We start from the raw sequence: 19,090 nt of genomic DNA, 5'->3' as shown, positions 1-19,090 counted from the left end.
ATCCAATCTCTTTCGCCTCGACGGCGAGGAATCATTGTGGAGAAATTGAATGTCTGATGGAACTTGCGATATAGGTCTTATCGGTCTGGCTGTCATGGGCCAGAACCTTGTGCTCAACATGAATGACCATGGGTACAAAGTGGCCGTGTTCAACCGCACGACCTCGAAGGTCGATGAGTTTATCAATCATGAGGCGAAGGGAACCCAGGTCGTCGGAGCTCACTCTGCTGAGGAACTCTGTAAACTGCTCAAGCGTCCGCGTCGCGTCATGCTGATGGTCAAAGCCGGCGATGTCGTCGATCAGACTATTGAACATGTCCTTCCTTACCTGGAAAAAGGCGACATCATCATCGATGGAGGAAATTCGCTCTTTACAGATTCCAATCGCCGTAGAAAAGAACTCGGGGAGAAGGGAATCCTGTTCGTTGGCACCGGCGTCTCGGGAGGCGAGGAAGGCGCGCGGTTCGGTCCGTCGATCATGCCCGGTGGAGATCCTGCCGCATGGCCGCACGTTAAAGAGATCTTCCAGGCGATCGCAGCCAAGGTGGAAGACGGTTCGCCCTGCTGCGACTGGGTCGGTCCAGATGGTGCCGGACATTACGTCAAGATGGTTCATAACGGCATTGAATACGGGGACATTCAGTTGATCTGCGAGGCGTACCAGCTGCTCGAGGACGCATTGGGATTGACGCCGGATGAACTAAGCGAGATCTTCACCGATTGGAATAAAGGCGAGCTCGACAGCTATCTGATAGAGATCACAAGCAAGATCTTCGCAAAGAAAGACGAAGACGGATCTCCAATGATCGACAAGATTCTGGACACTGCGGGACAGAAGGGAACTGGCAAGTGGACCGCTATCTCGGCGCTCGATCTCGGGCAGCCGGTAACACTGATTGGCGAGAGCGTCTTTGCGCGCTGCCTCTCGGCGCTCAAGGATGAGCGTGTCGCTGCATCGAAGGTCCTTGAAGGCCCCAAGAAGGTGCGTACCGTCTCCGAGAAGAAGGAGTTTATAGAGGACGTACGCCGCGCCCTCTACTGCTCCAAGATGGTCAGCTATGCGCAGGGATACATGCTGCTTCGCGCAATCGAGCAGGAGCAGAAGTGGGAGCTGAATATGGGGGGCATCGCGCTGATGTGGCGTGGTGGCTGCATTATTCGCAGCGCATTCCTCGGAAACATCAAGGCTGCATTCGATAAAAATCCCAAGCTGCAGAACCTGCTGCTCGATGATTTCTTCTCGAGTGCATTGAATAAGTATGGTTGGTCGTGGCGTAAGGCAATTGTGCACGCCATTGAGATCGGTGTTCCCACGCCGGCTTTTTCAACAGCCCTTTCGTTCTACGACGGCTACCGTACTGAGCGCCTTCCGGCAAACCTGCTGCAGGCGCAACGCGACTTCTTCGGCGCTCATACCTATGAGCGTGTCGACAAGCCTCGCGGAGAATACTTCCACACTAACTGGACCGGGACGGGCGGCCGGGTTTCTTCGACCACCTATAACGCCTAGTCTGATCGATGGGTGAAAGGGGTAAGCCTTCTGGCTTGCCCCTTTCTTGTTGGGGGAGTAAACGTCCTGTGGGCGCGACTATCTTAGCCGCTGCCACGCGTCGTAGGTGAACACTCCTACGATACTGATCGTCATCGCGGCTGCGGCAAATCCCAGAACGCGAATGGCCGGGCCGATCTTGTTAACCTTCCGAATGATTTCGTTCTGTTCTTGTTGTTCGTGCGTTTCGCTCTCGCCGAGGAAAAGTTGATCTTCCTCATAACGAGTCAGCTGTCCGCGGTAGGCAAGCAGCGCCAGGAAACAGGCTGCCACAACTCCCCAGATAATGAGCATCACGGGTATTGCACTCATAACATCTCCCTCCGCCCTTTTCAGGGTCAGCGAAATTGGGCGATCCGGGCTGGGCCATTGACGGGCCGGCAGCAGGCTCGGATGGCAGCGAGGGCCGTCCGAGCGCATATTACTCCGGTCCATCGAAGAAGAACCAGCTTTTTGTGGCCGATTGCCTACAAAGGTTCCTGGCGACTCTCCCCTAGACAAAGAGCGATCACCACCTATTGTCCTCAGGAAAGACGAGGCTGGTTTCTTAGTGGCTGTTCTTCCGGAGTCTTGCTGAATGACTTAAGGTCGCGACATCAGATAGATGCCAAAAGCAGCTACTCCCAGAAAGACGAAGATCACGAGCCCGATCAGGACCGCGATAAACTGCGACGCTCTTTTAGCCGCTGCTTCCGAGGGCTGAGTGATCCCAAACGTATTGATGAAGGCATTGGCGAGGAAAAGGAGTGGTTTCATAGGATTACGACTAGCCGGAACAGCGCCGAAATAAAGGTTAGCAGTTTCGGAACCTGCATCCGTATCGTTCGAAAAGCATCTAACGACTATGCGACGCCCATCGGCTGCCAGTACGCTTGCCGCTGTGATACAGGGAGCATACACTTAAACTGTCTGGAGAAAAGACAAGGAGATTCGATGTCAACTGCAACCGTCAACCCTACCGCTGAAGTCGTTACTGGTACTCCTGCTTCCACGCACCCTGTCACTCTCACCGCCAACGCGATTGCAAAGGTGAGGGAGATCATGGCGACGCAGGATCCGGTTCCCGCCGGATTGCGGATCGGCGTAGTCGGTGGAGGCTGCTCAGGCTTTCAATATTCAATGTCCTTCGAGAATCAGGCGGGCATGATGGATAAGGTGCTGAAATTCGACGACTTAAAGGTATTCGTCGATGCCACTTCCGCCATGTACCTGGTCAACTGTACTGTCGATTACGTCGAAACGCTCGAAGCAGCTGGGTTCAAATTCGAGAATGCTGCTGTCAAGTCGACCTGCGGATGCGGTTCCAGTTTCAGCGTCTAAAGCAGGAGTTCTAAATCAGTATCGAACAACAAGAGCCCCGGCGTCCGGGGCTCTTGTTGTATAAGGCCCTTTCCTAACGTCTAACATAGAGTTTTAGAGAAGCAGGTCTCGTAGCTTTCCATGAATGAGTTTGTAATTCGACTGGCGGATGAGCGTGGGCGTGTGATGGAGCAGACCCACATGGCTGCCACTGCCGAGGAACTGCGAACCCGCTTTACGCAGGCTGGATATTACGTCTACTCCGTCAAGTCGAGAGGGAATCTTGCGGGTAGCCGCAAGAAGGTAAAGCTCGAGACGTTTCTCATCTTCAACCAGCAGTTTCTGACTCTTATCCGAGCTGGCCTTCCTATTCTCGGCTCGCTCGAGTTGTTGGGCCGCCGGCAGAAACTTCCCCAGTTCCGCAGCCAGCTCGAGGATGTCGCGGCCCGCGTAAAAACGGGGGAGTCTATCTCTCAGGCCTTTGAGGCGCAGGGCGGCTTCCCGCTCGTCTATACGACGACCCTCTTGGCGGGTGAGCGCTCAGGAAATCTGGAAGAAGTGCTCCAGCGCTATCTTGATTTTCAGAGGGTTTCGCTTACCTTCCGCAAAAAGCTGAAGGCAAGCCTGATCTATCCAGCTCTGCTCGTTGTGATGGTGATCGGCCTGTTTATCTTTCTCATCAGCTTCGTGGTTCCGAGGTTTGGGCAGTTATACGACCAACTTGGCACGCAGCTTCCGGCCTTGACCCTCTTCCTGATGGATCTCGGGAGAAATGCCCAACACTATGGAATCTACTTCGCCGTTGTGCTCGGTGCTCTCGTTTATCTGATTTTTCGATGGACGAAGACCGCCGCTGGCGCGATGCTGATCGATCGCATCCGCATAGGCATCCCTGTCTTCGGAGACGTATGGCTCAAGTATCAGGTAGGTCTCTTCGCAAGAACGCTCTCGACCCTGCTCACGGGAGGTCTGCCCTTGGTGCCCTCTCTCGAAACCGCGGCGCGGTCTATCGATTCGCGCCAGGTCACAAGTGCCATTATCCGTTCCGTGGAGACCGTTCGCGAAGGCAAGGGACTCTCACGGAGCCTGGAAAACACGCGGGTATTTCCCGAGCTTGCGATCGAGATGATTGAAGTGGGTGAATCCACGGGAGCTCTGCCTCAGATGTTGAACTCGGTTGCAGAGTTCTTCGAGGAAGACGTACAGACGAATCTCACTGCAGCCATGAGTCTGATTGAGCCTCTCATCCTGGTCGTCATGGGCATTGTGGTTATCACTATCCTCATCGCACTGTATCTTCCAATCTTCAGCCTCGGCGCAAGTGGAATGAGTGGTCACTAAGGCAGAGCTTCGCTAAACTTCACGTCATTCCTGTATCAAATCCATGCCTTTCTGAAGCACAACCTGAATGCGCGAGCGATCGGGTCCCTCAAAAGGAGATTCGACTGATGTCGACGTGCTTCTGATCAGCCTTGACGGCTCTATCGCTCAAGCGCCAACGCTCTGATTCAGTCTCTCAACTCTTCCGGCGAGTAGTCTTCTAAAAAGCTTTCAACACTCTCTGGGCTCCCATTGAGAGCATCAGGCGGGAGAAGCCGCTAAAAATCATACTGATACCCACCAAAGTGCCGATTGCCCATACTGTACTGAAGGGCCACTGGCGCCAGATCATGATGGCGAGCAGGAGGGTTACAAGGCCGTCGAAGAGGAGCCAACCTGTTCCCGGCCGGGAGCGCACTTGGAAGAACGCGATAACCTCAAAGATACCTTCGAAAAACAGATAGAAGGCGAGCAGGAGGGTTAAAGAGGCCAGCCCTGCTACCGGATGCGCGATCAGGTAGATTCCCGCAAGGAGATATGCCAGTCCCACGAGAAGTTCCCAGATTCGAGTGCCGGTGGTATGTCCCTTCCAGGCAAATACCAGGTGGGCGATTCCGCTTATCATCAGCGCCCAGCCGACAAATAGAGTGACTCCAATTCCCCCCATGAAGGGAATCAGCAGCGTACAAAAACCAGCCAGAATGAGGAGGATGCTTAGGAAAATAGACCAGTTAGGTGTCCGGTTGGCGAAATTTGGAATTGGAGATACGGCGTCGCTCATGTCGAATTCCTCCGAAAAAAGGATTTTCAGGGTCGAATACTTCAGGCAAAGCGGGGGAGCCGGATAGTACCATTAACTAGTTCAATGGCTGGTGAAGAGGGGCCGGTAAAGGGGACCAGCTGAGAGAGACCTGAAAACGGTTGTTTATTGAGTTGCAAACCAAGGGTTTCAGGTTGTCTGAAGCCAGCCCTGCGGTTCCAGGGTTGACGGTTCCACAAGCATAGGAGTCTTAGAGGTATGGCAAATATTCCGCTGGCGATCCCGATCAATGATCTGGGGATGGATGAACTCGAGCGTGCACAGGCTCTGGCGCGGAGATATCATGCCGACTTTATCGACCTGAAGAACTTCAAGATCCAACACGATCTCTTCAAGCGCGTCCCGGTGGACATGATGTTCCGCTACAACTTCGTTCCTTTGGAACAGGTGGGCACGCGTCTGGCCATTGCTGTCTCCGACCCATCCAGGCTGATGGTGCTGGATGAGATTGCGGGCCTTCTCGGGATGCGGCTCGTAACACGTGTCGCAACCCTGTCGCAGATTACCGAGCTGCTCAAGAAGACAGAGCAATCGCAGCGTGTTCTGGAAGAAGCCAGCGAAGGTCTCGCCTTCGATGTTCTCTCCAGTGAAGAAAATCCAGACGAAAACATCTCAATCGAGCGTCTGACCAGCGAGGATGACATCTCCCCGATCATCCGTCTGGTTGATACCACGATTTTCACTGCCCTTGAGCGTCGCGCTTCCGATATTCATCTCGAAACCTTCGACGACTCGCTTCTGGTCAAGTACCGTATCGATGGTGTACTGCAGCAGGCCATGGCACCAATTGCACGAGAGCACCACCAGACGATTCTCTCCCGTATCAAGGTCATGAGCGAACTGGATATCGCCGAGCGCCGCGTCCCTCAGGATGGCCGTTTCCGTGTTCGGTATAAAGGACGCCTGATCGACTTCCGCGTCTCCATTATGCCCACGGTTCACGGAGAGAACGCCGTGCTGCGCGTACTGGATAAGGAATCGATGAGCGAAAAGTTCAAGAAGCTTTCGCTCGATGTGGTCGGCTTCGCTGAGCACGATCTGGAGCGTTTCCGCCGCTACATCAAAGAACCTTACGGAATGGTGCTGGTGACCGGGCCCACCGGTTCCGGTAAAACGACCACGCTCTACGCTGCTCTGAACGAGATCAAAAGCGAAGAAGACAAGATCATTACCATCGAGGATCCTGTCGAATACCAGATTCGCGGCATTACCCAGATTCCGGTCAACGAGAAAAAGGGTCTCACCTTTGCCCGGGGCTTGCGCTCTATTCTTCGGCACGATCCGGACAAGATACTCGTCGGTGAGATTCGCGATGCGGAAACAGCACAGATCGCGATCAACTCTGCCCTTACAGGTCATCTCGTCTTCACGACGGTGCACGCAAACAATGTGGTCGATGTTCTCGGGCGCTTCCTGAATATGGGGGTGGAACCGTATAACTTTGTATCGGCTTTGAATTGCATTCTTGCGCAGCGGCTGGTGCGCCAGGTGTGTGACTTCTGCGTCCGGGATGTCTACTATTCCGATGAGGAGCTGCTCGCAAGCGGGCTTCATGTCGACCAATGGCGTAACTTCCGTTTTCGCGAGGGAGCCGGCTGCATAGAGTGTGGAGGAACGGGCTATCGGGGTCGCTCGGCGATCCACGAGCTGCTCGAACTGGACGATGAAATTCGCGAGATGCTGCTGGCAAAAAAACCCGGCAGCGAGATCCGCAAGAAGGCCAGGGATAAAGGAATGGCTTTTTTGCGCGATTCAGCGCTCGAACGTGTGCGCGACGGTATCACAACCCTGAAAGAGATCAACAAGGTAACTTTCATCGAGTCGGGACGTTAGTCTCAGGACACTGCAGTCAGGATGAAGAACAAGGTAAGCTGAGACGGAATGGAGATCTTCCCGAAAAATTTGGGCATACGACCCCGGCTTGCGGTAGAGCTGAGGCCGGAAGGTATTGTGGCCGCCAGGGCCGAGAATGCCGCTGCGGTCATTACGGAGATCGCCGCAAGTCCGCTGGACCACACAGCGCTTGCGGTGGGCCTCAGGCCGGGTAACCTGCTCGATCGTAATCAGGTCGTCACGGCTTTGCGAGAGGCTCTCGACGCTGTTGGAGGACGCTCGGGCGATCGGGGTCGCCCCGTCACCCTTGTCGTTCCAGATGCAACCGTCCGTGTTCTGCTGCTGGACTTCGATGCTCTTCCAGCGAAACCGGTAGAAGCGCTGGCGGTCATTCGCTTCCGACTCAAGAAGCTGCTGCCGTTTGACAGCGAGCATGCAGCCCTGAGCTATCAGGTCATGGCGACGGAGAAGAACCTCGTGCGAGTCCTCGCAGTCGCAATGCCGCGCGAGATTCTGGAGGAGTATGAAGAGGCGGTGACAGCCGCGGGGTATCGCGCAGGCGCTGTACTGCCCAGTACGCTCGCTACCCTGGCCGGAGTTGAGCAGCAGGTGACTCCTGTGCTTGTTGTCAATGCCGGCCGTGGAGGCATCACCACCGCGATCGTGCATGGGGGGGGTCTTCTGCTTCATCGCTTTCTCGAGCTTGCTGACGAACTCCCCGCGAGCTTCGAAGCTGCGAGCGCCTCAACGCTCAGCCTACTGAGCGCAGGAGACGACCAAATCGCGACCGAATCTGCTATCGAGGCTCATGTGCTTGCCTCCGCCGAGTCGGCGATGGCTGCCCGCGAGGTTGCACAGGCAGTCAGCGTAGCCGTGGCCTACTATGAAGACACGCTGGCGTCTGCTCCGGAGATCATCCTTTCCGCTGGCACCATCAAGGCAGACACACTGCGGACGATCCTTGAAGAGAATGGCTTCGAAGGCGCGGAGGTCCGAGAGGTTTCCCGTCCGGAAATCCTGGCAGCAGGTGCCGCTACCAGCCATGTATCTCTAAGCTGGCTCGCAGGCGTGAGGGGAGCGCTGAAAAGCTGATGCGAATTACGGTCAATCTTGCAACGCGTCCGTTTATAGAGTTGCGCCCGCTTTATGCAAAACTTCGTCTGTCCATTGCCGCGCTCACGTTGGCTGCTGTTGCCTTGGGCGTTGCCCTTCATTTTCTGAACGTGAAGGCACGCGAAGCCGAGGCCCAGATGAATGCCCTAAAGACGAGAACCCAGGGCTATCAGCAGCTACGGCAGCGCAATGAAGCACGGATGCGGCAGCCGCAAAATATGGCAGTCCTCGAGCGCAGTCGTTTCCTCAATGCGTTGTTCGCCAAGAAGAGCTTCAGCTGGACGGCCGTCATGATGGACCTTGAACGAGTCCTGCCTGCAGGCGTCCAAGTGACCAGTATCGAACCTGCAGCGACGAAATCGGGCGAAGTAAATATCCGCTTGCGTGTAAGTGGTGAACGGGATCGAGCCGTCGAGCTCGTGCGAAACCTCGAAAAGTCGCAGCGCTTTATCTCCCCGCGTCTTGCCAACGAGTCCTCACAGGTCCAGGAGGGAAGCGCCACAGCAGCCTCAACGGCAACTGGCGCGGTCGAATTCGATATCTATAGCGGCTATAATCCGCTGCCAGAGGCGACAGCAGCAGACATAAAGAACAAAGCGAACGAACATCAGCAGTCGACCCACTCAACTGTGCCTTCAGGCTCTTCACGAGCGAGTGCTCCCAAAGGCTCACCCTCGACTCGACGCCAGACGGGAGAACGGCGATGACGACCTCCACGAAAGTCACAGCATTCGCCAACATGCAGAACGCCTCGCAGAGGGCACGTCTCTTTCTCAAGCCGCTTAACCTCTATTACGCTGTCATTGCGTTGCTTGTTCTCGTCAATCTGTATCTCCTGGTTCAGATGGCATTTGCCTGGAGAACCGCAAGCAGCCAGAATCCTGCCGCTGTTGAGCAACAGACGGTCGCGATGAAGACTGCCGAGATCGCTACACGACCACTTCAAGGTCTCGACAACAAGCTGTCGAAGGCGACCACCGACTCCGATGAATTTTATGAAAAGCGATTGCCCGTAGCTTACTCCGAAGTCCTCGCCGAGCTTGGCGCCTTGACTCAAAAGCAGGGAGTCAAACTCACACGTGTGCAGTATGTTGATTCGCCGGTACTCACCGGGGCTGCCGGAGCTATGACGGAGATTCGTATGGACGCGAGTCTCAGCGGAGACTATCGTCCTCTCGTTCTCTTCATCAATTCGCTCGAACGCGACAAGATGTTCTTTTTGATTCGCGGGGTCACGCTTACAGGACAACAAAGCGGCACGGTGGGCCTTCGGCTTGGGCTAACAACGTATTTGCGACCTGCAAAAGGACCCGCACGCGAGAGCCGCGCCGACGCCACCGATCCGGCATCGGGAAGGGAGACACGATGAGATTGACTCCCGACACACAAAAAAAGGCACTCTCCATCGGTGTATTTCTTCTGCTGGCAGCCGGAATTCTCTACTATCAGCTCTCTGACGATTCGCCTGTCCCGCATCCTGCGTCGCCGGTCGTACAGCAGGCTCCTCCCTCTTCCGCCTCCCATTCAACCGGCGTGGCAAAGAATGTAGGTAGCGCTGCGACGCAGCTTGATCCGACGCTAAACATGGGGCCGATGCTCGTCGCTGAGCGGCTGGTCTATTCCGGTACAGGGCGCAACATCTTCTCTGCTGCCTCCGCCCCGGTCGAGATTCCGAAGCCGATTGCGCCGGCTCGTCCCAAATCGAACGCACTTGTGTACACGCCTCCTGCCGGTCCCCCGCCGCCGCCACCCATCGATCTAAAGTTTTTTGGCACTGAGACAACATCCGCAGGAAAGCGGAAGGCATTTCTGCTGCACGGGGACGATGTATTCCTGGCCGCGGATGGAGATGTTGTGCAACGCCGGTATAGAATTCTGACCGTCTCGGCCAATTCTGTTCTAGTAGAAGATATGGCCAACAACAATCGGCAATCTCTGCCTTTGATTGCGCGCTAGGAATCCGCGATGCACTTCATCGAGCAAAATTCGCAGCGAGAAGACGAGCAGGGTTTCATGCTGGTTGGCGTTATCGTCCTGATTTTTCTCGTATTTTTGGCGTTGAGCGTCGCCGCCCCTAAGGTCGCCCGTGATCTCCGTCGACAGCGCGAAGTAGAGGCGATTCACCGTGGAAACGAGTATGTGCGTGCGGTACAGCTCTACTATCGCAAGTTCGGACGTTATCCAGGAACCATGGATCAGTTGGAAAAGACCTCAAATATCCGGTTCCTGCGGCAGAAATACACCGATCCGATGACAGGAAAGGCCGACTGGAGGTTGATCCATGTCGGCGAGGCTAAAACCACGGTCAAGGGCTTCTTCGGTCAGCCATTGGCGGGGGTCGCCGGAGGGGCAGGTGGTCTTGGAGCTGCCTCGTCCATGGTCTCCGGCCAGCCAGGCTCTACAGTGAATGGAACTCAGGCCGGTTCTTCAGGGCTGGGTACCTCCAGTGGAACAGCGCTCTCCAGCGGCTCAGGGACTGGATTCAGCCTCAGTCCATCGTCCACCTCCAGTCCGGGCTCCCCGTCTGCCTCTGGACCAACAGTGTCATCCAGCGGAACCTCGGAATCCACCGGCTCTTCCACTGGCATCGGGAGCCAGTCGGCGACCAGCTTCTCCGGTGGAGGTGCGCCCATCGTCGGTGTCGGCCTCTCTCACTCCGGGACGTCAATCACAGTCCTTAACGAGCAGCCCAGCTATCAGAAGTGGGAGTTTATCTACGATCCACGTATCGAACAGATGAAAGCCAAAGCGGCTCTGCTGGGGGGCGGCACAAACTCCGCCTTTGGGTCAGGTTCATCCACCTCTGGCTTTGGCTCGAGTTCTCCGAGCGGTTCATCGCCTGGCCAGAACTCCTCGCCCGGAGGAGGCTCCTCTTTCGGCTTCGGCTCCGGAAGTTCGGGAACATCATCCCCGACCAATCCCCAGTAGTGGCCGGAGCAGACTGGCGGTCCTGGATCAACTATTCTGCCCCTCCTTCGCCTGCCAGAGTGCGACCGAAGCACCCGTTGGACCCACAACCATCAAGAACCGGGCCGCTACTCGGAAGGCCTTCGCTTCTTTGTGGTCGCAGACGGAGGAACCACAACCGGCCGACGCATCGGAATCAGCCCGGAGGAAGATTCCTGCTGCATCCTTGAGAGCATCTCGGTGCGGACGTAGTCTACAAATCCCTGCATCTGCCGATTCATCTCCTCCATGCGTTCCCGCATCTGCAGAATCACCGCAATCCCCGCAATATTAACGCCCAGATCGCGCGCCAGATTCAAAATGAACTCCAGGCGCTCCAGGTCTTCGTCTGTGTAAAGCCGCGTATTTCCCTCGCTGCGAGAGGGACGCAGCAGTCCTTCCCGCTCATACAGCCGCAGCGTTTGAGGATGGATCTGGTACATCTCGGCGACTGCCGAGATCATGTATGCACCCTTGCTCTTGCGCTTGGTTGCCATTGCTCTCGCCTCTGTTCTCGTCCTAAATCTTTTCTTAAGCAGAAGTCTAGCCTGATGATTCAAATCGGCGTCAAACAAAATTAGCTATGCTGGTCAGACGCTGGCAAGGGACGGGATACCAAACATGAGGCGAACTCATCTTCTTCAAGTGCTCACTGGAGTTGCGGCTGCATCAGTCGCTTGCGCTTTGGATATCAAGCGACGCCGAAGCCAAAATACACGTGGAACCGAAAACCGCATCGTCCTTGTAACCGGGGGCTCACGTGGCCTCGGCTTCGCCATTGCCGAGCGGTTTGCCCGTGCTGGGAACAAACTTGTACTCACTGCCCGCAATGTCGATGAGCTTACTGCGGCTCGCAATAGCCTGTTAAAGCGCGGCGCGATCCTGGCAGAGGAAGATGTCCTTCTCATTCCCGCAGACCTGACAGATCAATCTCAGGCCAGAAATCTGGTCGAACACGCGATAGGCCACTTTGGCCGTATCGACGTCCTCGTGAACAACGCCGGGATCATCGAGGTAGGACCGGTCGAAGACCAACCCATCCGGGCCTATCGCGACGCCATGGAGACGAATTTTTTCGCCGGTCTTTATGTCATCCAGGCAGCGCTTCCGTTCATGCTTCAGCGCGACCGTCGCAATCCTGCCGCTATCGTCAACATCGGTTCTATCGGGGGTAAGGTCGCCGTGCCGCACATGCTTCCTTACACCGCCAGTAAGTTTGCCTTCGTAGGCTTTTCCGAGGGTCTTCATTCTGAACTACGGCACAAAGGCATCATTGTCACCACCGTCTGCCCCGGTCTTATGCGGACCGGCGGACATACTCACGCGAAGTTTGTCGGCGATAGGCGAAAGGAAGAGCGATGGTTCAACCTGGCCGCTACTACTCCGATCGTAGCCGCCTCGGTAAAGCACGCGGCGAACAGCATCTATCGCGCCGTTGCGCAGGGAAGAGCTGAGATCACGATTACCCCGCAGGCATGGCTCGCAGCCCGGGCGGTGGGCGTCGCACCTGAGGCCGTTCAGCGCCTCGCCTCTCTAGCTAACGAGTTCGTACTGCCCAGCCCTCGTGCGGCCGGATCTACCTTGCCTAAATCGCAGCAGGATGCCTCTGGAGATGAGCCAGGGAGCGTGACGACTGCTCCCTGGGCTCATTCGTCGAATCAGCCTGTTATGTAGTTAGATCTTTGTAAAGAGTTCTTCCCGTGGTGTCTCCGGATTGAGTTTGGCAAACTCCCGCAAGATCTCCTTCGAACGTTCATCCTGGATTTTGGGAACGACGATCCGTACCTCGACGATCTGATCTCCGCGTCTGCCTTCGTGAACCGCAGAGGGAACTCCCTTTTCGCGCAGTCGAAGTTTTTGCCCTGTCTGGGTTCCCGGTGGGATCTTAAGTTGCGTTCTTCCAGCGCCCTCATGAGTATCGATCGTCGGAACATCGATCTTCGCCCCGAGCGAGGCCTCCGTGATCGTCACGGGTATAGTCACATAAATGTCATCACCCGAACGTGTGAAGACCGGGTGTGGCCCCGCTTTGATAATGAGGAAAAGATCACCCGCTGCGCCGCCGTTGATCCCGGCATTGCCTTTGCCGGCCAGCCTTATCCTCTGACCGTCCCGTGTTCCGGCCTTGATGCGGAACTCGAGTGGCTCTCGCCGAGTTACCACTCCTTCCCCATCGCAGGTAGGGCACGTGTTCTGTATCTTGCCGGAGCCTCCACAGCGTGGGCACTGAATATTGAACTTCATCCGGCCGCCCATCTGGGTGACCTGGCCCGATCCGTGGCACTCCGGGCACTCCATGCTTCCGCCTGTAGTGGACTTACCCTTGCAGGTCGGGCAAACCTCCTGCCGCTGAATCTCCAGCCGAGCCACACCACCGCGAATCGCGGTCCAGAAGTCTACGCTGACCTGGTACTCCAGATCAGTCCCGGGCTGTGGGCCCCGCGCTGCCGCATTTCGATTGCCGGAAAACATCTGGCTGAAGATGTCCCGGAAACCACCGCCCCCTGCTTCCTGACGGCCACCGCCTGCGGCAAAATCCGAAAAGTCGAAGCCCTCGAAGTCAAAGGGAACCTCCTGGCCGCCGCCTCGACCTCCCTGAGCTGTTCCGCCGAACCCTCCCGGCCCGCCATAGCCCCCACGAGCTGCAGCTTCCGCCGCAGCCGGGTCGATCGAGTCCGAGTAGAAACCAAACTGGTCGTAGATCTTCCGCTTCTTCTCGTCGCTCAGAACGTCGTTGGCTTCCGAAATCTCCTTGAACTTCTCTTCCGCCTTCTTGTCCCCCGGATTGACGTCCGGATGGTACTTGCGGGCAGCCTTGCGGAACGCTTTTCGGATGTCATCCGCAGTAGCCGTCTTTTTTACACCGAGTATTCCGTAGTAATCCTTTGTCTTTGTCGTCGCCATAGTTCTCTTCGCTCATTTACCTGAATTACAGGTCTGTTCCAATTACTAATTCCCACATCTTCGATAATCTACAAGAGAGGGCGCCGTTATGCGCTTCGCCGAAGCCGCTGTCAGTCCTGTTGTCGACCGCACCAACGACCCGGTAGATTCATCTCGCCTGGCGCTGTGGTCCTCCCGTGTCCTTGTTCTCATCGGCCTCTTCGCTCAAATCTTCGTAGCATGGCGCTTTTGGGCAATTACCTGGGATGACGCTGCCATCACTTTAGGCTTCTCGCAGACGTTTGCCCATACAGGACGAATCGAACCCACGCCCGGCTCAGGGATCGTGGAAGGATATTCCACCACGCTTTGGATGCTGCTCATGGCTGCAGCTGCGAAGTTTATCGCCAGCCCCGCCGCACTGCTCGCATTCGCCAAAATCTCTACTCTCCTGCTAAATCTCGCAAATATTCTTTTCATTCGGTACTGGTTCTCTTCGTGGACCTCAGAGGTACTCGCCAACATGGTCGCGGGAACTGTTGGGTGCACATTGATGTTCTACGAAACCATTAACGGAATGGAAACTCCTATCATCCTTGTCCTCGTGCTGATGATGTTGATTCTATTGCCTGCGACCAGTCGAGCCGGGCGATTTTGGTACATCTTTGCCGGCTCTGCTCTCCTTCTCACTCGATGGGAGGCAGCCTGGTTGCTCGTACCGTTTGTGTTGGCCGAACGGAGCCTCTCGCGTAACAGGTATCCCGTTCTATGCTGGACCGTTCTCTTCGTCGCCTCCAATCTTGCCCGCTGGCTCTACTTTGGAGATCTCTTACCGAACACTGTCATAGCCAAGCAGAGTTTCCCGTACTCTGCAGCCAGTCTTCATCAGGGGATCGTTCTCCATCTTCTCGAACCGCTTCTTATCCTCTATACCTGCAAGGTGCTCTTGTTGCTCTTGGCGGGCTTTCTCCTCTATCGATATCTCACAGCTCCCGGCTCCTTCGCTCCGGTCGTCCGAATCAGGCAGTCTCTCTCGAACTCCTGGCAGCTGCGCTTCCTTCTCTGGTATCTCGTCTTTTCCTTTGTGCTCAGCACTGCGATAGGGCCTAACTGGGGGCCACCATCCCGTTCCTTCTATAGCGCCTGGCCCTTCCTTATCGGTCTGCTGCTCCTTCCAGTCCTGCCTCAACTGAATCCCAGGGTCTTGGGATGGGTGACGGTTGTTCTGTGCATCCTTACCCTTGCTCGCATGCAGGCTCGTATCCAGCCGCTACGTTCTGAGAAAGCTCCTGTGTACATGCCTCGGATCACTGTTGACCGGGTTGGCGTTGCAGCACCCATCCTCGCGGATCTCCAGCGGATATCCGGCAGGAAAAACCTGACCTACGCCGCTCCCGATATGGGAGCCGTGATGCTCTTTTCCAGGAATGTGCAGGTCATCGATCTCGGACTTCTGTGTGATCGCACGCTGGCTCACCAGCGCTTTGCCGCCATTCGGCCTTATATCCTGCAGCAGCGTCAGCCCGACATCATCGAAGTCCATGAGGTCTTTACCAAGGCCACGAAACTGGGCGAATATCCCGAATTCCTCACTCAATACAGGCCGGTTTATATACACGGCATCCGCTTCTTCCTTAATCGCAGGCTCATTGCTGCTCTTCCGCCCTCCAGGCTCACAGAACGAGAGTTCCTCCCGGATGGGTCGCCTCAGAGCGCTGAGCAACAGGCTTTTCTCCAGTCCAGGGCTCCCTATCCCTACTATCCGATCGACTACACCCTCAACAAAACCTTTCATACCTACCTCGTCATGCAATAGGTGCGTTATTCTGCCTGGCAGGTCGGACACCAGAAAAGATTTCGCCCGGCAACCTCCTGTTTCTTGACCACCGTCTCGCATACAAAGCAGGGAAGCCCGTTCCTCCGATAGACGTAATGAGCCTCTTCCTTCAGCACCTTCCCCTTCTTATGCGGACGATGTTCCGGCAGGGTTGTCACAATCCTTCGGTCGATCATTGCTGCAGGCATCAGTACCCCTGCATCCTTCCATATCGACCTCAGAAGCTGTTCTTCTACGTCCTTGCCGGGGCGAAATGGACTCAGCCGCGCTCGGTACAGCAGCTCTGCGCGGAAGATGTTTCCGACTCCGGCGAACAGGGTCTGGTCCATCAGCAGCTCTCCGATCGACTTGCGCCTCTTGCGCACCTTCGCGAGCATCCTGTCCGGCTCGTCGCCGTTCAAAGGATCGGGACCAAGACGTTCCAGAAGCTGATTCCACTTTTCCTGCGTGTAGATGGAGCAGTCCGTGGGACCGCGCAGCTCTATCCAGCCGATCTGCTCAGGTTCAAGATGTCCTGTGCCGTCATCGTCCGAATACCACGCATGACGCTTACCCTCTCCGGGTACAGGAGCCTTCTTGATCGCCGCTGCGCTCCACATCCGAAGCCGGAGAGCTCCCTTTGCGGGCGGCAGAGGTCCCGATCCCTCCGTGAAGTCTCCCTGTAATCCGAGGTGGACGTGTAGGATCCGGTCCTTGCCAAAGTCATAGCCCAGATGTTTCCCGACTGCCATCACGCGCTGAAGCTTACGGCCGTCAATTACGTCCGCATCTGTAAAGCGCCCCTGCGGACCATCCACTCGAACGGTCTTCTGACCGAAGGCGGCCTGATGACGCTCGGCCCAGCGGTGAATCTCATTTCCTTCAGGCATTCGTGCTGTCTCCAAGGCTCCCAGAAGAAGCGATGGCGACGGTACTGGTCCATGCCAGAGACTACCGTCGCCTGAAAACCACTAGCGCTTTCGAATTGAAAAATCGCTTCCTAACCGAGGTGATGCTTTAGTTCCAGACCTGCCTGGCTTCGATAGCTTCAATCGAGAACATCTGGTCCGGTTCCATCTGCTGCATCTTGCGGACAAAGCGCTCCGCTTCCTCGCGCGTATCGAACATCATGCGGTTGTAAAGTTGGCCCGCACGAACTTGATCACATCTCCACATTGTCTCGGTCATCGCACTGCCTCCTGTATATCGATTGAATTCCAGGCTGTCTAACCAGTTCAGATCGGAGACTTCATTACGATTCCTGCCGTTGTTCACGTTAACTACCTTTCCTGGAAGTAAGTGGTGCAAACCTACAATCCATCGGGGCCTTGATAAAGCAAGAGGGGCAAACCTGCCAGAGGATTGCCCCTCTCTTCCTGCGACCGCTAACCACCAAAACGATCTATGGTGGTTACTTCTTTTCGTCGACGTCCACATACTCGGCGTCGATCACTTCCTCATCTTTCTTCGGCTCTTCAGCCGGTGCCGCCTGCCCTGCCTGCTCTGTGGGCTGACCAGCATTGGCCTTATACATCGCCTCGGCAAGCTTATGGCTCGCAGTTGTTAGACGCTCACGGGCCTCATTTAGCTCACTTGCCTTCGGCGTGCCTGCAAGCGTCTTCTTCGCGTCCTCGAGAGCAGCTTCCACATCGCTCTTGTCCGATCCGGAGACTTTGTCCCCAGCGTCTTTGAGCATCTTCTCCACGTTGTAGACCATCGAGTCGAGACCATTACGAGCTTCGATCGTGTCTCGCTGCTCCTTGTCCTCGGCTGCGTGAGCCTCTGCGTCCTTCGCCATGCGCTCGACTTCGTCCTTGCTGAGACCCGAGCTCGAGGTGATCGTGATCTTCTGATCCTTGCCTGTGGCGTTATCCTTCGCCGTTACGTTCAGGATTCCATTGGCATCGATGTCGAAGGTCACCTCGATCTGCGGTACGCCGCGCGGAGCCGGTGGGATGCCGCTCAGCTTGAACTTACCCAGAGTGCGATTCTGCGCTGCCATCGGACGCTCGCCCTGGAGAACGTGAACCTCGACCTCGGTCTGCGAGTCGGCTGCCGTGGAGAAGGTCTCGGTCTTCTTGGTCGGGATCGTCGTGTTGCGGGCGATCATCGGAGTTGCCACGCCACCCATCGTCTCGATCGAGAGGGTCAGCGGTGTAACGTCGAGCAGAAGAAGATCCTTCACGTCGCCTGCGAGCACGCCGGCCTGAACCGCTGCGCCGATTGCAACAACCTCGTCCGGGTTTACGCCCTTATGAGGCTCCTTCCCGAAGAGGTCCTTCACCAGCTTCTGGATCGCGGGCATACGGGTCTGTCCGCCAACCAGTACGACTTCGTCGATCTTGCTGGCGTCGACACCGGCGTCCTTCATCGCCTGCTTGCAGGGTCCGACGGACTTCTGCAGCAGATCGTCCACCAGGCTCTCGAGCTTGGCGCGGGTCAGCTTGCGAACAAGGTGCTTCGGTCCGCTGGCGTCTGCCGTGATGAACGGCAGGTTGATCTCGGTCTCCTGCGCAGTCGAAAGCTCAATCTTGGCACGTTCCGCTGCGTCCTTGAGGCGCTGCAGGGCCATTTCATTGCCCTTGGAGGTCAGGTCGAGACCGCTCTCCGTCTTGAACTCCGAGATGAGCCAGTCGACGATGCGCTGGTCCAGATTGTCGCCGCCAAGGTGGGTGTCGCCGTTGGTCGACTTCACCTCGATTACGCCCTCACCAACCTCAAGAATCGAAATATCAAACGTGCCGCCGCCGAAGTCATACACGGCGATCGTCTCGTCCTTCTTCTTATCCAGACCGTAGGCCAGAGCCGCTGCCGTTGGCTCGTTCACGATACGTCTAACGTCGAGTCCAGCGATCCTGCCGGCGTCCTTAGTGGCCTGGCGCTGAGCATCATTGAAGTAGGCCGGAACGGTGATGACCGCTTCGGTGACGCTGGAACCCAGATAATCCTCTGCCGCCTTCTTAAGCTTCTGCAGGATCATGGCCGAAATTTCAGGCGGAGTGTACTCCTTGCCCTGAGCGCTGATGGCCACGTGGTCCCCCTGCTTGACCACCTTGTAGGGGACCATCTTCATCTCATCGTTAACTTCGTCGTAACGGCGACCCATGAAGCGCTTGATTGAATACACGGTGTTCTCAGGGTTTGTTATGGCCTGACGCTTCGCCACCTGACCCACGAGCCGCTCTCCGCTCTTCGTGAAAGCCACAATCGAAGGGGTCGTACGGCCGCCCTCCTCATTCGGGATTACCTTCGGCTCGCCGCCTTCCATAACAGCCACGCACGAGTTCGTGGTTCCCAGGTCAATACCTATAATTTTTCCCATCGCTAATCTCTCCCAATCGCAGCCAAGCTGCCCAAAACTTGTTGCACAAGTGGATCATTCCACCTTGAGTCACTTACTGTCAATATATATGATGTGATTTCAAGCAGGAAGATGCATCGAAACTCATAACCTGTCTGGCAGTTCCCCCATAGGTTATAAGTACTTGTTCTATAGCAATTTATGCTTTTA

Annotated in this window: 19 protein-coding genes; 11 read left to right on the top strand and 8 right to left on the bottom strand. The window is 56.1% G+C overall.

Annotated elements, in window-relative coordinates; all coding sequences use genetic code 11:
- Positions 1-49 precede the first annotated feature (49 nt).
- Positions 50-1,510, top strand: a complete 1,461-nt coding sequence (gene gnd, locus JAO29_RS12475; protein ID WP_334268548.1) for a decarboxylating NADP(+)-dependent phosphogluconate dehydrogenase — start codon at positions 50-52, stop codon at positions 1,508-1,510.
- 78 nt (positions 1,511-1,588) lie between these two features.
- Here the strand turns inward: gnd and JAO29_RS12470 are convergent, their stop codons facing one another.
- Entirely contained in the window at positions 1,589-1,861 is a 273-nt protein-coding gene (locus tag JAO29_RS12470) for a hypothetical protein (protein ID WP_334268547.1), read from the bottom strand.
- A gap of 270 nt (positions 1,862-2,131) precedes the next feature.
- Positions 2,132-2,305: a hypothetical protein gene (locus JAO29_RS12465; protein ID WP_334268546.1), complete on the bottom strand. Its 174-nt coding sequence runs from the start codon at positions 2,303-2,305 to the stop codon at positions 2,132-2,134.
- Positions 2,306-2,482: 177 nt separating this feature from the next.
- Here JAO29_RS12465 and JAO29_RS12460 point away from each other — a divergent pair, with 177 nt between their 5' ends.
- Together JAO29_RS12460 and JAO29_RS12455 are read left to right on the top strand one after the other, a co-directional pair.
- The gene (locus tag JAO29_RS12460) at positions 2,483-2,869 is read left to right on the top strand and encodes a HesB/IscA family protein (protein ID WP_334268545.1); all 387 of its coding nucleotides are present in this window, start codon (positions 2,483-2,485) and stop codon (positions 2,867-2,869) included.
- A gap of 120 nt (positions 2,870-2,989) precedes the next feature.
- The gene (locus JAO29_RS12455; RefSeq protein ID WP_334268544.1) at positions 2,990-4,189 is read left to right on the top strand and encodes a type II secretion system F family protein; all 1,200 of its coding nucleotides are present in this window, start codon (positions 2,990-2,992) and stop codon (positions 4,187-4,189) included.
- 199 nt (positions 4,190-4,388) lie between these two features.
- On the opposite strand, the gene JAO29_RS12450 is transcribed toward JAO29_RS12455, so the two are convergent.
- Positions 4,389-4,949: an HdeD family acid-resistance protein gene (locus tag JAO29_RS12450; RefSeq protein ID WP_334268543.1), complete on the bottom strand. Its 561-nt coding sequence runs from the start codon at positions 4,947-4,949 to the stop codon at positions 4,389-4,391.
- Positions 4,950-5,186: 237 nt separating this feature from the next.
- Here JAO29_RS12450 and JAO29_RS12445 point away from each other — a divergent pair, with 237 nt between their 5' ends.
- From JAO29_RS12445 to JAO29_RS12420, 6 genes are all read left to right on the top strand, one after another.
- Entirely contained in the window at positions 5,187-6,821 is a 1,635-nt protein-coding gene (locus JAO29_RS12445) for a GspE/PulE family protein (RefSeq protein ID WP_334268542.1), read from the top strand.
- A gap of 69 nt (positions 6,822-6,890) precedes the next feature.
- Entirely contained in the window at positions 6,891-7,913 is a 1,023-nt protein-coding gene (gene pilM, locus JAO29_RS12440) for a type IV pilus biogenesis protein PilM (protein ID WP_334268541.1), read from the top strand.
- Positions 7,913-8,641: a PilN domain-containing protein gene (locus JAO29_RS12435; protein WP_334268540.1), complete on the top strand. Its 729-nt coding sequence runs from the start codon at positions 7,913-7,915 to the stop codon at positions 8,639-8,641. The genes pilM and JAO29_RS12435 overlap by 1 nt, the downstream gene beginning before the upstream one ends.
- The gene (locus JAO29_RS12430) at positions 8,638-9,303 is read left to right on the top strand and encodes a hypothetical protein (protein ID WP_334268539.1); all 666 of its coding nucleotides are present in this window, start codon (positions 8,638-8,640) and stop codon (positions 9,301-9,303) included. Before JAO29_RS12435 ends, JAO29_RS12430 begins: the two co-directional genes overlap by 4 nt.
- On the top strand, positions 9,300-9,890 hold the full coding sequence (locus JAO29_RS12425) for a hypothetical protein (protein ID WP_334268538.1): 591 nt from the start codon (positions 9,300-9,302) through the stop codon (positions 9,888-9,890). Before JAO29_RS12430 ends, JAO29_RS12425 begins: the two co-directional genes overlap by 4 nt.
- Positions 9,891-9,899: 9 nt before the next feature.
- The gene (locus tag JAO29_RS12420; RefSeq protein ID WP_334268537.1) at positions 9,900-10,862 is read left to right on the top strand and encodes a type II secretion system protein; all 963 of its coding nucleotides are present in this window, start codon (positions 9,900-9,902) and stop codon (positions 10,860-10,862) included.
- Positions 10,863-10,969: 107 nt separating this feature from the next.
- On the opposite strand, the gene JAO29_RS12415 is transcribed toward JAO29_RS12420, so the two are convergent.
- The gene (locus tag JAO29_RS12415) at positions 10,970-11,377 is read right to left on the bottom strand and encodes a MerR family transcriptional regulator (protein ID WP_334268536.1); all 408 of its coding nucleotides are present in this window, start codon (positions 11,375-11,377) and stop codon (positions 10,970-10,972) included.
- Between the two features lie 124 nt (positions 11,378-11,501).
- On the opposite strand from JAO29_RS12415, the gene JAO29_RS12410 reads away from it, so the two are divergent.
- Positions 11,502-12,554: an SDR family NAD(P)-dependent oxidoreductase gene (locus JAO29_RS12410; RefSeq protein ID WP_334268535.1), complete on the top strand. Its 1,053-nt coding sequence runs from the start codon at positions 11,502-11,504 to the stop codon at positions 12,552-12,554.
- Here JAO29_RS12410 and JAO29_RS12405 read toward each other — a convergent pair whose 3' ends face one another.
- Complete coding sequence (locus JAO29_RS12405) at positions 12,555-13,784, bottom strand: J domain-containing protein (RefSeq protein ID WP_334268534.1); 1,230 nt, start codon at positions 13,782-13,784, stop codon at positions 12,555-12,557.
- An 88-nt stretch (positions 13,785-13,872) separates the two neighbouring features.
- Here JAO29_RS12405 and JAO29_RS12400 point away from each other — a divergent pair, with 88 nt between their 5' ends.
- Complete coding sequence (locus JAO29_RS12400; protein WP_334268533.1) at positions 13,873-15,579, top strand: hypothetical protein; 1,707 nt, start codon at positions 13,873-13,875, stop codon at positions 15,577-15,579.
- A gap of 5 nt (positions 15,580-15,584) precedes the next feature.
- On the opposite strand, the gene JAO29_RS12395 is transcribed toward JAO29_RS12400, so the two are convergent.
- The 3 genes from JAO29_RS12395 to dnaK all read right to left on the bottom strand — a co-directional run bounded on the left by JAO29_RS12395 (position 15,585) and on the right by dnaK (position 18,901).
- A complete protein-coding gene (locus JAO29_RS12395; protein WP_334268532.1) occupies positions 15,585-16,469 on the bottom strand; it encodes an Fpg/Nei family DNA glycosylase in 885 nt (294 codons plus the stop codon).
- A 127-nt stretch (positions 16,470-16,596) separates the two neighbouring features.
- Positions 16,597-16,854 (bottom strand): hypothetical protein, encoded by a 258-nt coding sequence (locus tag JAO29_RS12390; protein WP_334268531.1) that lies wholly within the window; start codon positions 16,852-16,854, stop codon positions 16,597-16,599.
- 136 nt (positions 16,855-16,990) lie between these two features.
- On the bottom strand, positions 16,991-18,901 hold the full coding sequence (dnaK, locus tag JAO29_RS12385; protein WP_334268530.1) for a molecular chaperone DnaK: 1,911 nt from the start codon (positions 18,899-18,901) through the stop codon (positions 16,991-16,993).
- Positions 18,902-19,090: the final 189 nt, after the last annotated feature.

This window comes from Edaphobacter sp. HDX4, assembly GCF_036877565.1.
Classification (GTDB): Bacteria; Acidobacteriota; Terriglobia; order Terriglobales; family Acidobacteriaceae; genus Edaphobacter.
Note: the sequence above shows the minus strand (reverse complement) of the source record. Positions and strands in the feature narration are given on the sequence as shown.

Excerpts from the sequence above, each read along its gene's own strand:
- gnd (WP_334268548.1), top strand. The coding sequence starts at position 50 with ATGTCTGATGGAACTTGCGATATAGGTCTTATCGGTCTGGCTGTCATG.
- JAO29_RS12470 (WP_334268547.1), bottom strand. The coding sequence starts at position 1,861 with ATGAGTGCAATACCCGTGATGCTCATTATCTGGGGAGTTGTGGCAGCC.
- JAO29_RS12465 (WP_334268546.1), bottom strand. The coding sequence starts at position 2,305 with ATGAAACCACTCCTTTTCCTCGCCAATGCCTTCATCAATACGTTTGGG.
- JAO29_RS12460 (WP_334268545.1), top strand. The coding sequence starts at position 2,483 with ATGTCAACTGCAACCGTCAACCCTACCGCTGAAGTCGTTACTGGTACT.
- JAO29_RS12455 (WP_334268544.1), top strand. The coding sequence starts at position 2,990 with ATGAATGAGTTTGTAATTCGACTGGCGGATGAGCGTGGGCGTGTGATG.
- JAO29_RS12450 (WP_334268543.1), bottom strand. The coding sequence starts at position 4,949 with ATGAGCGACGCCGTATCTCCAATTCCAAATTTCGCCAACCGGACACCT.
- JAO29_RS12445 (WP_334268542.1), top strand. The coding sequence starts at position 5,187 with ATGGCAAATATTCCGCTGGCGATCCCGATCAATGATCTGGGGATGGAT.
- JAO29_RS12435 (WP_334268540.1), top strand. The coding sequence starts at position 7,913 with ATGCGAATTACGGTCAATCTTGCAACGCGTCCGTTTATAGAGTTGCGC.
- JAO29_RS12430 (WP_334268539.1), top strand. The coding sequence starts at position 8,638 with ATGACGACCTCCACGAAAGTCACAGCATTCGCCAACATGCAGAACGCC.
- JAO29_RS12425 (WP_334268538.1), top strand. The coding sequence starts at position 9,300 with ATGAGATTGACTCCCGACACACAAAAAAAGGCACTCTCCATCGGTGTA.
- JAO29_RS12420 (WP_334268537.1), top strand. The coding sequence starts at position 9,900 with ATGCACTTCATCGAGCAAAATTCGCAGCGAGAAGACGAGCAGGGTTTC.
- JAO29_RS12415 (WP_334268536.1), bottom strand. The coding sequence starts at position 11,377 with ATGGCAACCAAGCGCAAGAGCAAGGGTGCATACATGATCTCGGCAGTC.
- JAO29_RS12410 (WP_334268535.1), top strand. The coding sequence starts at position 11,502 with ATGAGGCGAACTCATCTTCTTCAAGTGCTCACTGGAGTTGCGGCTGCA.
- JAO29_RS12405 (WP_334268534.1), bottom strand. The coding sequence starts at position 13,784 with ATGGCGACGACAAAGACAAAGGATTACTACGGAATACTCGGTGTAAAA.
- JAO29_RS12400 (WP_334268533.1), top strand. The coding sequence starts at position 13,873 with ATGCGCTTCGCCGAAGCCGCTGTCAGTCCTGTTGTCGACCGCACCAAC.
- JAO29_RS12395 (WP_334268532.1), bottom strand. The coding sequence starts at position 16,469 with ATGCCTGAAGGAAATGAGATTCACCGCTGGGCCGAGCGTCATCAGGCC.
- dnaK (WP_334268530.1), bottom strand. The coding sequence starts at position 18,901 with ATGGGAAAAATTATAGGTATTGACCTGGGAACCACGAACTCGTGCGTG.